Source organism: Actinomadura chibensis NBRC 106107 (assembly GCF_001552135.1).
GTDB classification, from domain to species: Bacteria; Actinomycetota; Actinomycetes; order Streptosporangiales; family Streptosporangiaceae; genus Spirillospora; species Spirillospora chibensis.
In genome coordinates this window covers 1-14,035 of sequence record NZ_BCQP01000068.1, presented here as the reverse complement: position 1 = coordinate 14,035, position 14,035 = coordinate 1, and the positions used below count along the sequence as shown (strand labels likewise).

General features: G+C 73.7%; 11 protein-coding genes. 3 read left to right on the top strand and 8 right to left on the bottom strand.

Annotated features, from left to right (window positions below):
* Positions 1-14: 14 nt before the first annotated feature.
* From ACH01S_RS34875 to ACH01S_RS34855, 5 genes are all read right to left on the bottom strand, one after another.
* Positions 15-662, bottom strand: a complete 648-nt coding sequence (locus ACH01S_RS34875) for a tetratricopeptide repeat protein (RefSeq protein ID WP_246236520.1) — start codon at positions 660-662, stop codon at positions 15-17.
* 80 nt (positions 663-742) lie between these two features.
* Entirely contained in the window at positions 743-2,050 is a 1,308-nt protein-coding gene (locus tag ACH01S_RS34870; protein ID WP_067902135.1) for an NYN domain-containing protein, read from the bottom strand.
* 252 nt (positions 2,051-2,302) lie between these two features.
* Positions 2,303-3,694 (bottom strand): sigma-70 family RNA polymerase sigma factor, encoded by a 1,392-nt coding sequence (locus ACH01S_RS34865; protein ID WP_067902130.1) that lies wholly within the window; start codon positions 3,692-3,694, stop codon positions 2,303-2,305.
* A 187-nt stretch (positions 3,695-3,881) separates the two neighbouring features.
* Positions 3,882-5,507, bottom strand: a complete 1,626-nt coding sequence (locus ACH01S_RS34860) for a DUF7800 domain-containing protein (protein ID WP_067902128.1) — start codon at positions 5,505-5,507, stop codon at positions 3,882-3,884.
* Between the two features lie 48 nt (positions 5,508-5,555).
* Positions 5,556-6,542: an NAD-dependent epimerase/dehydratase family protein gene (locus tag ACH01S_RS34855; RefSeq protein ID WP_083981494.1), complete on the bottom strand. Its 987-nt coding sequence runs from the start codon at positions 6,540-6,542 to the stop codon at positions 5,556-5,558.
* A gap of 151 nt (positions 6,543-6,693) precedes the next feature.
* Here ACH01S_RS34855 and ACH01S_RS34850 point away from each other — a divergent pair, with 151 nt between their 5' ends.
* Genes ACH01S_RS34850 through ACH01S_RS34840 form a run of 3 tightly spaced genes read left to right on the top strand, consistent with a single transcriptional unit; the run spans position 6,694 to position 9,716 of the window.
* Positions 6,694-8,127 (top strand): MFS transporter, encoded by a 1,434-nt coding sequence (locus tag ACH01S_RS34850; protein ID WP_067902124.1) that lies wholly within the window; start codon positions 6,694-6,696, stop codon positions 8,125-8,127.
* A 9-nt stretch (positions 8,128-8,136) separates the two neighbouring features.
* Entirely contained in the window at positions 8,137-8,490 is a 354-nt protein-coding gene (locus ACH01S_RS45535; RefSeq protein WP_067902121.1) for a YciI family protein, read from the top strand.
* Positions 8,491-8,516: 26 nt separating this feature from the next.
* The gene (locus ACH01S_RS34840) at positions 8,517-9,716 is read left to right on the top strand and encodes an RNA polymerase sigma factor (protein WP_246236521.1); all 1,200 of its coding nucleotides are present in this window, start codon (positions 8,517-8,519) and stop codon (positions 9,714-9,716) included.
* On the opposite strand, the gene clpB is transcribed toward ACH01S_RS34840, so the two are convergent.
* The 3 genes from clpB to dnaJ are packed head-to-tail and all read right to left on the bottom strand — an operon-like array spanning position 9,706 to position 13,953.
* Positions 9,706-12,303, bottom strand: a complete 2,598-nt coding sequence (gene clpB / locus ACH01S_RS34835; protein ID WP_067902117.1) for an ATP-dependent chaperone ClpB — start codon at positions 12,301-12,303, stop codon at positions 9,706-9,708. The two genes, ACH01S_RS34840 and clpB, sit on opposite strands and share 11 nt — an antisense overlap.
* A 17-nt stretch (positions 12,304-12,320) precedes the next feature.
* The gene (locus ACH01S_RS34830; protein ID WP_067902114.1) at positions 12,321-12,767 is read right to left on the bottom strand and encodes a heat shock protein transcriptional repressor HspR; all 447 of its coding nucleotides are present in this window, start codon (positions 12,765-12,767) and stop codon (positions 12,321-12,323) included.
* 7 nt (positions 12,768-12,774) lie between these two features.
* Positions 12,775-13,953: a molecular chaperone DnaJ gene (gene dnaJ, locus ACH01S_RS34825; protein WP_067902112.1), complete on the bottom strand. Its 1,179-nt coding sequence runs from the start codon at positions 13,951-13,953 to the stop codon at positions 12,775-12,777.
* Positions 13,954-14,035: the final 82 nt, after the last annotated feature.

Sequence of the window (14,035 nt, the reverse complement as noted above, 5' to 3'; positions counted from 1 at the left end):
CGTCCGGGGGTGGGTCAAGAATTCTTCAGTAGGTCGTCCAGAAGGGCGTCGTAGTCGTCTTCGCTGCGGCCCAGGTCTATGCGGGCCCGGTAGCGGAGGCGGAGGAGGGCTTCGAGGCTGTCCTCGGCCAGGGCGACGTCGTCGGGGCCCGGGGTGAGGGTGTCGGCGCCGGGGGCGGGCGGCTCGTCGGGGCCGCCGCCGATGCCGGTGCCGACGGCGCGGTCGCGGAGGGCGAGGATGACGTCGGCGCCGCTGGTGGCCCATTCGTGGGCGCCGGTCGCGTCGCCCTGCGCGTACAGCACCTCGGCGACGGCGCGGTACACCTCCGGGTCGCGCGGACGGTCGGCGCGGATCTGCTCGACCAGGGCGCGGGCCTCGTCGGCGCGGCCGAGCTCGAAGAGGGCGTCGGCGAGGTAGGCGCGCGGGTCGCCGTAGGTCTCACCGCCGTCGTCCAGGGCCTTGCGGTACAGCTCGGCGGCCTTGCCGTGGTCGCCGGCGTGCTGCCACTGCTCGCCCGCGCGCAGCAGGACGTTGGCGCGCGTCACCCCGCCCGACACCGATTCGGCCAGCTCGGACAGCCTGCGGGCCGCCGAGATGTGATCGCCGGTGCGCAGGGTGTCGAACTCCAGATCGTCGAGATCGTCTTCCGTCACATGCGTCACGCTTCAACGCTACCCGGCGCCGCGCGACCGAAGCGGGCGAATCGACGATGATCGTGGAATACCGGTGCTTACCTGTCAGCTCACCTGCGGGAACGTTCGAGCGCGTCCCAGAATCCGCGGCGCAGCGCGTGCCGCACCTCGTCGTGCAGGAGGAAGTCGATCGGCAGGGACGAACCCTGCAGGAGCCGCGCCTCAAGGTCGGACGGCATCCGCGGTTTTCGGGCGAGGACGGCCTCCAGCCACAGCGCGGGCGCGTCCCGCGCGACGGACTCGCCGAAGTCCTGGCCCTCCTGGTGGGCGGCCTTGACCGCGTCCGCCAGGGTCGGGGTGGTCTGCTGCACCGGGACGGGCGAGATCTGCTGCGGGCCGGTGTAGGGGCCGTGCCGTCCGTCCTGCTGCATGGTCTGCGGCGGCGGGGGCGGGGACGGCGCCGGGACGGGCGACGGCGAGTACTGCGGCCCGGCGGACGGCGGCTGCGCGGGCGCGGGCGCGGCGGGCGGCGCCGGGACCGGCGACGTCGAGGACGGCCCAGGGGACTGCAGCGGAAGCTGCTGCCCGCCCGTCGTGTACGACGGCGCGCCGGACCTGTCGGGCAGCGGCATCGGCCCGGTGCCGAGCCCGCCGGTGCTGTTCGGGCCGGTCAGCCCGCTGCCGCCGCCCATCGCCGGGCCGAGGTCGCGGACGGACGGCGCCGCCGCCGGCAGCGGCGGCCCGGCGATCGGCGTCGCGGGCGGCGGCCCGTTCTGCGCGGCGGGCTGGAGCGGGCCGAGCGACCCGCCGTGCCCGTTCGCGCTGTGCCCGCCGTGCCCGTTGGACAGCGGGGTCGCGCCGAGCGTCGAGCCGGAGTCGACGCCCGCGAGCAGGTTGACGTAGGGGCGCAGGTGCCCGGACCCGATCTCGATGAGGTCGTCGCACTCCTGCCGCAGGACGCGGGAGATCGTCCAGTTGCCGTCGACGGCGACGTGCACGACGGTGACGCGGATGCCGAGGTCCTGCGCGTCGGCGACGATCTGGGCGAGGTCCTCGTCGCCGCTGACGAGCACGGCGTCGGCGAGCGCGGCGTTGCGGGCGAGCGTCATCAGGTCGCGGTGGATCTCGGTGTCGACGCCCTCGCGGCGGCCGGGCCGGATGCGGCCGAGCCGGAGCTTCAGGCCGGGCAGGTCGGCGAGCGCGTCGTGCTCGGGGGAGCGGCGCCCCTCGACGGTCGCCTCGTACCAGTAGCAGCGCAGCAGCGGCATCCCGGTGCGTTCCCGGGCGAGGTTGCCGAGGAGTTGCAGGAGGCCGCCGAAGTCCCACGAGACGGTCTCGCGGTGGCGTGTGCCGTGCACCGCCATCGCGCCGTCTGCCAGCAGGTAGCCGGCGTCTACGAACAGCGCGCAGCGATCCATGCGACACCGCCCTTCCTCAACACGGGAGTTCACGGCATGCCCATCCGGCGTATGTGTCCCCGGGTCGCCTATAGCGTAGTGAAGCGCGGCAACCCGGTAGGCCAATACGGCGATTCGCCACTCTTTCACGGCAGGCCGTCGGTTGGCGACTCCCCGGTAACAAAGATTCGGGAGCCGCGGCGGACGCTACCAGCCCTTTCGGCCCGGCCCCGTCCTTCCCCGTGATCTTTACGGGAAGCAGCCGGTGCCGGGTCAGCCCCGGTGCCCCCGAGACCCGGGCTTCAACCGCCCATGGCGCCCGGAATGGATGTTCGAGTGGCGGGGCGCGTGCCGGGGCGCGGCGTGCGCGCGCCGATGCGGGACGGCGCGCGGAAAAGGCCGCGGTAGGTCGGCGCTAATGCGGATGTCGATTTCGGGACCACCGGGTGTCGTGCGCAGTTGGAGGTGGACCAGGATCAGGCTCGGCCGTTCCGGCCGTTTCGGCCGGTCGGGACGCTTCGGCGGTTTCCGCACGGGAGGTTTTCGCACCGGCGGTTTCCGCGCGACGGATTTGCGCGGCGGGACGTGTTTCGGCGGCTCGGCCATCGGCCGCTCCCGCCGGACGGCGGGCGGCGGCGTGAGCGGCGCGGGCGGCGGCGTGGGGGCGGGCGGCGCGGCGGTGGGCTCGGCGGCGGCGGGCGGGACGCGCGCGGGCGCCGTCGGCTCCTCGCTGGACACCAGCATCATCGCCATCGCCGCGGCCGCCGCCGCCGCGACCACGCCGCCGCTCACCGCCTGCCGCTGCCGCCGCCTCGGCAGCTTCCGGAACCACAGGAGCGCGCCGCCCTTGGACGCGAGGTATCCGGACGCCGCCGTCCCGAGGACGAGCGGCCCCAGCACGCCCCGAAGCGCGCTGTTCACGTGCGCCAGCTCGGCGTGGACGGCCTCGCAGCGCGCGCAGCCGTCCAGGTGCCGCCGCACCTTGCGGGCGTCGCGCTTGGCGAGCGCCCCGCGCACGTACGAGCCGAGCCGCTCCAGCGCGGGACGGCACGCGCCGTCCGCGGCGGCGGCGTCGAGGTGCATCTGGAGGTACGCCTGGCGCAGCCCCTCCCGGGCCCGGTAGGCGAGCGCGGCGGCGGCGTTCGCGCTGAGCCCGAGCAGCGGGGCGACCTGGGCGGGCTTGGCGCGCTCGACCTCGGTGTGCCAGAGCACCGTCTGCCACCGGGCGGGCAGCGAGCGGAACGCCGCCGCGACCATCGAGCGCTCCAGCTCGTCGACCGCCGGGTCGGCGAACGGCGCGCCGGGGTCGAAGTCCTCGATCTCGCCGGTGGGGTGGACGCGCCGCTCCGCGCGGGCCCGGTCGTAGACCGCCCTGCGGACGGCGGTGAGCAGGTAGGGGCGGAAGCTCCCGGCGGGCCCGCCGCCGCGTTCGAGGGCGTCGAGCACCTTGGCGAACGCGTCCTGGACGGCGTCCTCGGCGTCGCCCGCGCCGTCCCGTCCGGTGAGGTGGCGGGCGAGGCCGCGGGCGGCGTCCGCGTGGCGTTCGTAGAGCGTCCCGTAGGCGGCGACGTCGCCCGCGCGGACCCGCGCGATCAGCTCGTCGTCGCCGGGCTCCGCCGCCGCGCGCCCGTCCCCCTGGTCTTTACGCCGACCCCGTCGTCCCATGCTTGCTCATTGTGACGGCATGACCACGATTTGTCTTGCAATTCGGCAACGACGCAATCTTCGATCTTTCGCGTCATGGTCCGGACGGGCCGTCGTCGGAGAGGTATGGGCGGTACCGGGGCGGGCCGCCCGGGCGGGGCGCGTCCGTTCCGGCGAGGGGGTGGAACGGGAGCGCCCCGCCGTCCGCTCAATCGGTGATCTTGGCGCGGCCCATCTCGGCGAGCCCGCCGCCGCCCCTCGGGGTGTCCCAGCGGACGTCGCACTCGCGTCCCGACAGGTGGACGGTCGCGATCGCGTTGTCGAACCAGGGGCCGTCCGTCATCCGCCACCGGATCGGCGGGACGGGCACCTTCGACAGCTTCGCCAGCGCCCGGAACGGGCCGCCCGCCGCCCGCGAGCACGCGATGCGGTTCGCCATGCGGAACTTGCCGACCAGCGGGTTCCGCAGCGGCGAGCAGACGATCTGCGTCACCTTCGACTGGACGCCGGGCTCGACGACCCGCGCCAGGTAGGAGTAGTGGATGTCGCCCGACAGGAACGAGATGCTGGCGGGCGCCGGGCCGCGTTCCCCGCGCGCCACGGCGACGACGTCGGCCGCCACGGCCCGGAACGACTTCTCGAACGCCGCCCAGTGCTCCAGGTCGGCGGCCTGCCGGATCTTCTCGCCGAGCCGTCCCGCCGCCCTGCCCCACGCGCCGCCCGCCATGGCCTCGTTCCACGACTCGGCGTGGTGGATCGCCATGGGCAGCAGGTAGGGCAGGGAACTGGCGATGAGGAGGTGGTCCATGCCGCCCTGGCACTGCTCGTCCAGCCATTGGAACTCCTCGTCGTCGAGCATGCCGCGGCGGTCGGCGGTGAGGAGGCGGGAGCAGCGGCTGTCCACGACGATCAGGCGGGTGCCGCCCCAGTCGTGGGCGTAGCTCCAGCGGGTGCTGGCCGGTTCCTTGTCGGCCTTCTCGGCGAACTCGTCCAGGACGGCGCCCGCGTCGCCGCTCTCGTCGGACGCGGTCCGCAGCGCCTTGAAGAGGGGGTCGGACGCGCGGTCGCCCGGCGACATGTTCCCGAGGTGCTGGTAGATCCAGTACGAGCCGATCCCGCCGGTGATGCGGGCCTTCCACCAGGGCTGCGACCACATCTCCTCGCGCCAGGCGAAGGAGGTGTTCCAGTCGTCCCGGATGTCGTGGTCGTCGAAGATCGTGAACGTCGGGACGGTCGACAGCAGCCAGCGCACCGCCGGGTCGTCGTGCCAGGCCAGCTTGTAGAGGTGGGTGTAGTCCTCGAAGTCGGCGGCCTCGTCGTCGGGCGGGTCGCCGGGGGCGCGGCGGGCGCGGATGAACGCGCGCATCGCGTCGCTCAGCTCGTCCGCGTACACCTGGTCGCCGACCATCAGCAGGAGGTCGGGCCAGGCGTCGTCGTCGGCGCCGCGGAGCCGCTCGGCGAGCGCGGTCAGCGCGTCGTGGCCGAACTCCTCGACCGTGCCGGGCGAGCGGCGGCAGGAGCCGAACGAGATGCGCAGGCCGCCGTCCGGGTCGAGCGTCCTCAGCCGGGACGGCGGGTACCCGCCGTCCTCCTCCGGCCAGACGGTCTCGCCGTCCGCGAGCACCTCGTACGGGACGCGCGCCCCCGGCGCGAGCCCGTCGATCTCGACGAGCGCGTAGTGGTGGCCGTGCGCGGTGAACGTGCGGGCGCCCGCGTCCACGCCGTGCTCGCGGTTGACGACCCGGACCTCGCACGGACGGTCGGTCTCCACCCAGATCGTCGCGGTGTGCTCGCTCACGTGCCGGAGATGGGGCCCGAGTACCAAAGCGGTCATAGGCGTCTCTCTAGCGGACCGGACCCCGTCGCGTCCACCGAAGCGGCCTTAGGGGTGGAGCGCCTTCGCCTCTGCCTCCGGGCTCAACCCGAGGACGGGACGGTCAGGACGCTGCGGCGCCCGCCCCCCGATGGACTGGAGCCACTCCCACGTATCGTCCACCGTTTCCTGGACGGGCCTGCACCGCAGCCCCGCCGACAGCGCCTTGGACACGTTCACCCCATGGATCGTGTCGTACGCCTCCCCCGGCGGGATCCAGACCGGGAGGTCCATCCAGGGTTCGATGCCCGCGTCGAGGATGGTCTCTGGGGGCGTCCAGACGAGGTCTGCGTCCGAACCCGTCGTCCGGACGCACGCTTCGAGCAACTCGCCCATCGTCGTGTGGGTGGACGGGCAGACCAGGTCGAACGGTCCGCCCAGGTCGTTCTCGACGGCGTCCAGGGTCCAGGCGGCGAGGTCCCTGACGTCGATGTACTGGATGCCCGCGTCGCGTGGGCCGGGCGCGAGGACCTCGCCGCCCCGGGCGATCCGCGTCAGCCACCAGGGGAGGCGTCCGATGTTCTCGTAGGGGCCGAGGATGAGGCCCGCCCGCACCAGCAGCGCCCGGTCGCCGAACGCGCCGAGCGCGGCGAGTTCGCCGCCGCGCTTGGCCGCCGCGTAGTCGTCGTGGCCGCCGTCGTCGGGGGAGCCGTCCACGACGGGCGCGCCTTCACCGAGGCCCAGCGGCTCCGGGAACCGGTAGACCGAGCGGCTGGAGATGTAGGCGTAGGTTCCCGTCCGCCCTCGGAGCAGGCGCGCCGCGTCGCGGACGGCGGACGGCGCGCGGGACCAGGTGTCGACGACGGCGTCCCACGTCCCGCCTTCGAGGGCCGCGAGACCGCCCTCGGCCTCGCGGTCGCCGTGCAGGGACGCGACGCCCGCGGGCGGGTCGTGGCGGCCGCGGTGGAAGACGGTCACGTCCCAGCCGCGGGCGAGGGCGTCGTCGGTGATGGCGCGTCCGACGAACTCGGTCCCGCCCAGCATCAGAATCCTCATAGGGAGACTGTGCCGTCTGTACGTTCTGTACGGAACGGCTGCACGCTCAGAGCGGAACCGCCGTTCCGCGAATTTCTTCCCGGACGGATGTCGAAATCGGGCTGTCCCGATTGTCGACAGGGGGACAGAAGGTTCGCGGGAGGAGCGGGAGATGGACGTCGGAGGCCACCGCCGCGCGGCGGGGGAGCCGCGCCGCCGGGCGGCGCTGGGGCTGCTGTGCGCGGCGAACTTCATGGTGATCCTGGATTCGCAGATCGTCCTGCTGGCGCTGCCGTCGATCGACCGGGACCTCGGGTTCGCGGGCGGCGGCGCGCAGTGGGTGCTGAGCGCCTACCTGCTCGGCTTCGGCGGCCTGCTGCTGCTCGGCGGCCGGGTCGCCGACCTCGCCGGGCGGCGCCGCGCGTTCCTCGGCGGGACCGTCCTGTTCCTCGCGTCGTCGCTGCTGTGCGGCCTCGCCTGGACGGGCGGCGCGCTCGTCGCGGCCCGGGTCGCGCAGGGCGTGTCGGCCGCGCTGATGGCGCCGAGCGCGCTCGCGATCGTCACCGCGACGTTCCCGGAGGGGCCCGCGCGGAACCGGGCGATCGCGGTGTGGGGCAGCGTCGGCGGGTTCGGCGCGACGGCGGCGCTGCTGGTCGGCGGGCCGCTGACGGACGTCCTCGGCTGGCGGTCGATCTTCTTCCTGAACGTGCCGGTGGCGCTCGTCCTGCTCGCGCTCGGGCCGGTGCTGCTGGCGGAGAGCCGGGGCGTCGCACGGGCCTACGACCCGGTCGGCGCGCTGACCGTCACGCTCGCGGTGTCGGCGGCGGTGTACGGGGTCGTCCGCGCGCCCGAGGAGGGCTGGACGAGCGCCCGCACCGCCGCCGCGTTCGCGGTCGCGGCCGTCGCGGGCGCGCTGTTCGTCTGGGCGGAGTCGCGGTCGGCGGAGCCGCTCGTCCCGCTGCGGACGTTCCGGTCCCGCCTCCTGACCGGCGGGAACCTGGTGACGGCCGCGGCGGCGGCGACCGTGTTCGGCACCTCGCTCGGCGTCTCGGAGTACGCGCAGGGCGTCCTCGGGTACTCGCCGCTGGCGTTCGGTTTCGCGTCGGCGGTGCTGCCGGTGCTGGCGGTCGCGGGGTCGTTCGCGGCGCAGGCGGCGCTGCGGACGGCGTCCGCCCGGCCGGTCGCGGTCACCGGGCTGACGATCATGGCGGCGGGCTGCCTGCTGCTCGGCCGCGTCACGGCGGACGGCGGCTACGCGACCGGCCTCCTGCCCGGCCTGGCCCTGCTCGGGTTCGGGCTCGGCGCGTGCGGGGTCGCGGGGTCGGTGGCGGCGCTGTCGGCCGCGACGGACGGCGACGCGGGCCTCGCGTCCGGGATCAACACGGCGTCGTTCCAGCTCGGCGGCGCGCTCGGGGTGGCGGTCGCGTCGACCGTCGTCCTGTCCCGGACGCACGGGACGGCCCCCGGGGCCCTCACCGCCGGATTCCGCGCGTCCTTCGCCACGACGGCCGGGATCGCCCTGTTCGGGGCGGTCGTCGTGGCCGTCCTGCTGACCGCACCGTCCAGGCGACGAATTCCGCAGCCTGGGAAAGTCAAAGTCCACTAGGAGGAAACGATGCAGTACCTGATGCTGATCTGCGGCAAGGAGACGGACGTGCTCCCGCCCGACGAGCAGGCGGCCCTCATCGCCGACACCGAGGAATGGGTCAAGGAGATGGACGGACGCGGCGTCCGCCGACTGGGGAACCGCCTGCGCCTGACCGACACGGCCACCACGGTCCGCGTCCGCGGCGGCGAGACGCTCCTCTCGGACGGCCCGTTCGCCGAGACCAAGGAGCAGATCCTCGGCTTCGACCTGATCGAGTGCGCGGACCTGGAGGAGGCGCTGGAGGTCGCGTCCCGGCACCCGTCCGCGCGGCACGGCTCGATCGAGGTGCGCCCGCTCTGGCCGTTCGACGAGGAGGACTGACGGACCGGGGCGGGCTGACGGACGAGGTGGCGGCGGCCTTCCGCGCCGAATGGGGCAAGGTCGTCGCGACCCTCATCCGCGTGACCGGCGACTGGGACCTCGCCGAGGAGTGCGCCCAGGAGGCGTTCGCGCGCGCCCTGGAGCGCTGGCCGGCGGACGGCGTCCCGCGCAGCCCGGGCGCCTGGCTGACCACGACGGCCCGCAACCACGCGCTGAACCGGATCCGGCGCGGCGCCACCGAGACCGCCAAGCTGAGGGAGCTGACCGCCATGTCCGGCCCGCCGGACCCGCCGGACCCGAGCGGCGTCCCCGACGACCGGCTCCGGCTGATCTTCACCTGCTGCCATCCGGCGCTGCCGCTGGACGCCCGCGTCGCCCTCACCCTGCGCACGCTCCTCGGCCTGACCACGGCCGAGATCGCGCGGGCGTTCCTGGTCTCGGAGCCCGCGATGGGGCAGCGGCTCGTCCGGGCCAAGCGGAAGATCCGGCAGGCGGGCATCCCGTACCGGGTGCCGCCCGCGCGCCTGCTGCCGGAGCGGACCGCGTCCGTCCTCGGCGTCGTCTACCTGCTGTTCAACGAGGGCTACGCGGCGACCGGCGGCGCGGACCCGATCAGGGGCGGCCTGTGCGCGGAGGCGATCCGGCTCGCCCGCGTCCTGCGCGACCTGATGCCGGACGAGCCGGAGGCCGCCGGCCTCCTCGCCCTCCTCCTGCTCCAGGACTCCCGCCGCGCGGCCCGCCAGGACGCGGCGGGCGACCTCGTCCCGCTCGAGGACCAGGACCGCTCCCGCTGGGACCGCGCCGCGATCGCCGAGGGCACCGCCCTCCTGGACGCCGCCCTCCGCCGCGCCGCCCCCGGCCCCTACCAGGTCCAGGCGGCGATCGCCGCCTGCCACGCCACCGCCCGCCGCGCCGAGGACACCGACTGGCCCCAGATCGCCGCCCTCTACGACCGCCTGCTCACCCTGACCCCGAGCCCGGTCGTCCGCCTCAACCGCGCCGTGGCCATAGCCATGGCCGAGGGCCCCGAAGCGGCCCTCCCCCTCCTGGACGCCCTAGAAGAAGACCTCCCCGACTACCACCTGCTCCCAGCGACAAGAGCCGACCTCCTCCGCCGCCTGAACCGCCCCGAAGAAGCCGCCACGTACTACCGCAAGGCCCTAACCCTGGCCCAAACAACCCCCGACCGCCGCTTCCTCACCAACCGCCTGAACGCTATTTCGTGAGGGTTAGGCCGCGGGTTGGGTGGACGGTCAGTTTGTCAGCCTGTTCGTCCAGGTCGACGGTTACCTCGTCGCCGTCGCGGACTTCTCCGGAGAGGAGTTCGCGGGCCAACTGGTCGCCGATCGCGGTCTGGACTAGGCGGCGCAGCGGGCGGGCCCCGTAGAGGGGGTCGTAGCCGGTCAGGGCCAGCCATTCGCGGGCCGCGGGGGTGACGTCCAGGGTGAGCTGGCGGTCGGCGAGGCGGTCGGCGAGCTTGTCGACCTGGAGGTCGACGATGCGGGTCAGCTCGTCGGTGGAGAGGGCGTCGAAGAGGATGACGTCGTCCAGGCGGTTCAGGAACTCCGGCTTGAAGGAGTTGCGGACGGCGTTCCAGACGGCCTCGCGCTTCGCGCCGTTCTCCAGCGTCGGGTCGACCAGGAACTGCGAGCCGATGTTGGACGTGAGGATCAGGATCGCGTTGCGGAAGTCGACCGTGCGGCCCTGGCCGTCGGTGAGGCGGCCGTCGTCCAGGACCTGGAGGAGGATGTCGAAGACCTCGGGGTGGGCCTTCTCGACCTCGTCCAGCAGGACGACCGAGTACGGGCGGCGCCGGACGGCCTCCGTGAGCTGCCCGCCCTCCTCGTAGCCGACGTATCCGGGCGGCGCGCCGACGAGCCGGGCGACGCTGTGCTTCTCGGAGTACTCGCTCATGTCGATGCGGGTCATCGCCCGCTCGTCGTCGAACAGGAACTCCGCGAGGGCCTTCGCCAGCTCGGTCTTGCCGACGCCGGTGGGACCGAGGAACAGGAACGAGCCGGTCGGACGGTCCGGGTCGGAGATGCCCGCGCGGGCGCGGCGGACCGCGTCCGACACCGTGCGGACGGCCGTCTCCTGGCCGATGAGGCGCTTGCCGAGCTCGTCCTCCATGCGGAGGAGCTTCGCGGTCTCGCCTTCGAGGAGGCGTCCGGCGGGGATGCCCGTCCAGGACGCGACGACGTCGGCGACGTCGTCCGGACCGACCTCCTCCTTGACCATCGGCGTGGTGTTCTCGGCGGCCTCGGACGCCTCTTCGAGCTGCTTCTCCAGCGCCGGGATCTCGCCGTAGGTGAGGCGGGCGGACGTCTCCAGGTCGCCGTCGCGCTGGGCGCGCTCGGCCTCGCCGCGGAGCTGGTCGATGCGCTCCTTGATCTCGCCGACGCGATTCAGCCCGGCCTTCTCCTTGTCCCAGCGGGCGACGAGGCCGGTGAGGTGCTCCTGCTTGTCGGCGAGGTCGGCGCGGAGCCGTTCGAGGCGCTGCCGGGACGCCTCGTCCGTCTCCTTGGAGAGGTTCATCTCCTCCATCTTGAGCCGGTCGACCGTGCGCTGGAGCTCGTCGATCTCCACGGGACGGGAGTCGATCTCCATGCGGAGGCGGGACGCGGCCTCGTCCACCAGGTCGATCGCCTTGTCCGGCAGGTAGCGGGACGTGATGTAGCGGTCGGACAGCGTCGCCGCCGCCACCAGCGACGAGTCGTTGATCTGCACCTTGTGGTGCGCCTCGTAGCGGCCCTTGAGCCCGCGCAGGATCGCGATCGTGTCCTCGACGGACGGCTCGCCCACGAACACCTGCTGGAAGCGGCGCTCCAGCGCGGCGTCCTTCTCGATGCGCTCGCGGTACTCGTCCAGGGTCGTCGCGCCGATCATGCGCAGCTCGCCGCGGGCCAGCATCGGCTTCAGCATGTTGCCCGCGTCCATCGCGCCCTCGGCCGCGCCCGCCCCGACGACGGTGTGCAGCTCGTCGATGAACGTGACGACCTGCCCCTCGCTCTCCTTGATCTCGTTCAGGACGGCCTTCAGCCGCTCCTCGAACTCGCCCCGGTACTTCGCGCCCGCGACCATCGCGCCGAGGTCGAGCGAGACGAGCCGCTTGTCGCGCAGCGACTCGGGGACGTCCCCCGCGATGATCCGCTGCGCCAGCCCCTCGACGACGGCCGTCTTGCCGACGCCGGGCTCGCCGATCAGCACCGGGTTGTTCTTCGTCCGGCGCGACAGCACCTGGACGACCCGGCGGATCTCCGAGTCGCGTCCGATCACCGGGTCGAGCCGCCCGTCGCGCGCCGCCGCCGTCAGGTCGACGCCGTAGCGCTCCAGCGACTGGTACGTCCCCTCCGGGTTCTCGCTGGTCACGCGGGCGTGGCCGCGCACCTTCCCGAACGCGTCCAGAAGGGCCTGCGGCGTCGCGCCGAACTCCTTCAGCAGGCCCGCGGCCGGGCCGCCGTCGGCGGCGAGGCCGACGAGCAGGTGCTCGGTCGAGACGTAGTCGTCCTCCAACTGCTGGGCGCGGTTCGCCGCCGTGTTGATCGACCGCTGGAGCTGCCCGGACAGCCGCGGCGTCGCGACCGTCGAGCCCTGCGCCTTCGGCTTCGCGGCGAGCTGCTCCTCGGCGCGCCGCCGGATCGCCTGCCAGTCGGCGCCGACCGCCTCCAGCAGCGGGACGGCCGTGCCGTCCGCCAGCCCGATCAGCGACACCAGCAGGTGCTCCGGCTCCACCTCGGGGTGCCCCTCGGCCGCCGCCCGGCGGATCGCGACCGACAGCGCCTCCTGACTCTTCTGCGTCAGCTTGTAGTCCATTGCCCCCACCCCGTAGTTCAGTCTCGCCCGCGTTCGTGCCAGACGACGACACTGGTGTGCCGGATCGGCACCAGGTCGGCGCCCGGCGTGGCGGGCGGCTCCCCGCGCCGCCGCTGCTGCGCCAGCCGCGCCGCGACCGCGCGGGTCGATTCGAGTTCGTTGGCGAGCTCGTCCAGCGCGGCGTGCGCCTTCGCGAGCTCCTCGTGGAGCCGCGCGTTGTCGCGCTGCAGCTCCAGGATGTGCTTGATGCCGGACAGGTTGATGCCCTCCTCCTGCGAGAGCCGCTGGATCTCGCGGAGCATCACGATGTCGCGCATCGAGTAGCGGCGGCCGCGGCCCGCCGTCCGGCCGGGGGACACGAGGCCCATCCGGTCGTAGGTCCGCAGCGTCTGCGGGTGCAGCCCGGACAGCTGCGCCGCCACCGAGATCACGTAGACGGGCGTGTCGTCGCCGAAGGGAGTCATGACGGGGTCACTCCTGCCGTGCCTGCTGGACGAGGTCGGCGCGCAGGTCGTCCCCCGAACCCGACTCGCGCAGCTTGACCAGGGCCTCCCGGGCCTGGTCGTCGAGCTTCTGCGGGATCTGCACGTCCACGGTGACGAGCAGGTCGCCCTTCGTGCCGTCCCGCCGGGTCGCGCCGCGGCCCTTCACCCGGAACTTGCGGCCGTTCGGCGTCCCCTCCGGCAGCTTCAGCGTGACCGGCTGCCCCTGGAACGTCGGGACCCGGATCTCCGCGCCGAGCGCCGCCTCCGGGAACGTCACCGGGACGGTCAGCGTCAGGTTGTCGCCCGTCCGGCCGAACACCGGGTGCGGACGGACCTTGATGTTCACGTACAGGTCGCCGTGCGGGCCGCCGTTCTCGCCGGGCGCGCCCTTGCCCTTCAACCGGATCTTCTGGCCGTCCGCGACGCCCGCCGGGATGCGGGCCTGGATCGTCCGGGTGCCGGTCGCGCGGCCGCTGCCGTTGCAGACCGGGCACGGGTCGTCGACGACGAGCCCCCGGCCGTGGCACTCCTTGCACGGCTCCTGGAACCCGAAGCTGCCGAGGTTGCGGGTCTCGTGCCCGGTGCCCTCGCAGTTCGGGCACACCCGCGGGACGGTCCCCGCCTTCGCGCCGGTCCCCCGGCACGAGTTGCACGCCGCCTCGCTGGTCAGCTTGATCGGGACGGTCACGCCGTTCATCGCGCGGCCGAACGGCAGCGTCACGTCGGTCTCGACGTCCGCGCCGCGCCGGGCGCGCCGCGTGCCCGGGCCCGTCGTGCGGGTGCCGCCGCCCCGGCCGAACAGGCCGCCGAACAGGTCGCCGATCCGCTCGCCCGCGCCGCCGGTCTGCGTCCCGCCGCCGGGACCGCCCTGCCCGAACAGGTCGCCGAGGTCGAACGGGAACCCGCCGCCCTGCTGGCCGCGGAAACCGCCCGGCATCGACCGCACCGAGTCGTACTCCTTGCGGCGCTTCTCGTCGGACAGGACGTCGTAGGCCTCCGAGACCTCCTTGAAGCGGTCCTCGGCGTCGGTGTCGCCCTTGTTCGCGTCCGGGTGGTACTTGCGTGCCAGCTTCCGGTAGGACTTCTTGATCTCTTCCTGCGAGGCGGTCTTCGCGACACCGAGGACCTTGTAGTAGTCCTTCTCCAGGTAGTCCTTGGTGCTCACGGCGCCCCGCTCTCTGCTCTCGCCACTTGCCTCATGTCGATCACGCGTCCCTCCTCGGGCCCGCCCCGGCCGGGGCGGGCCC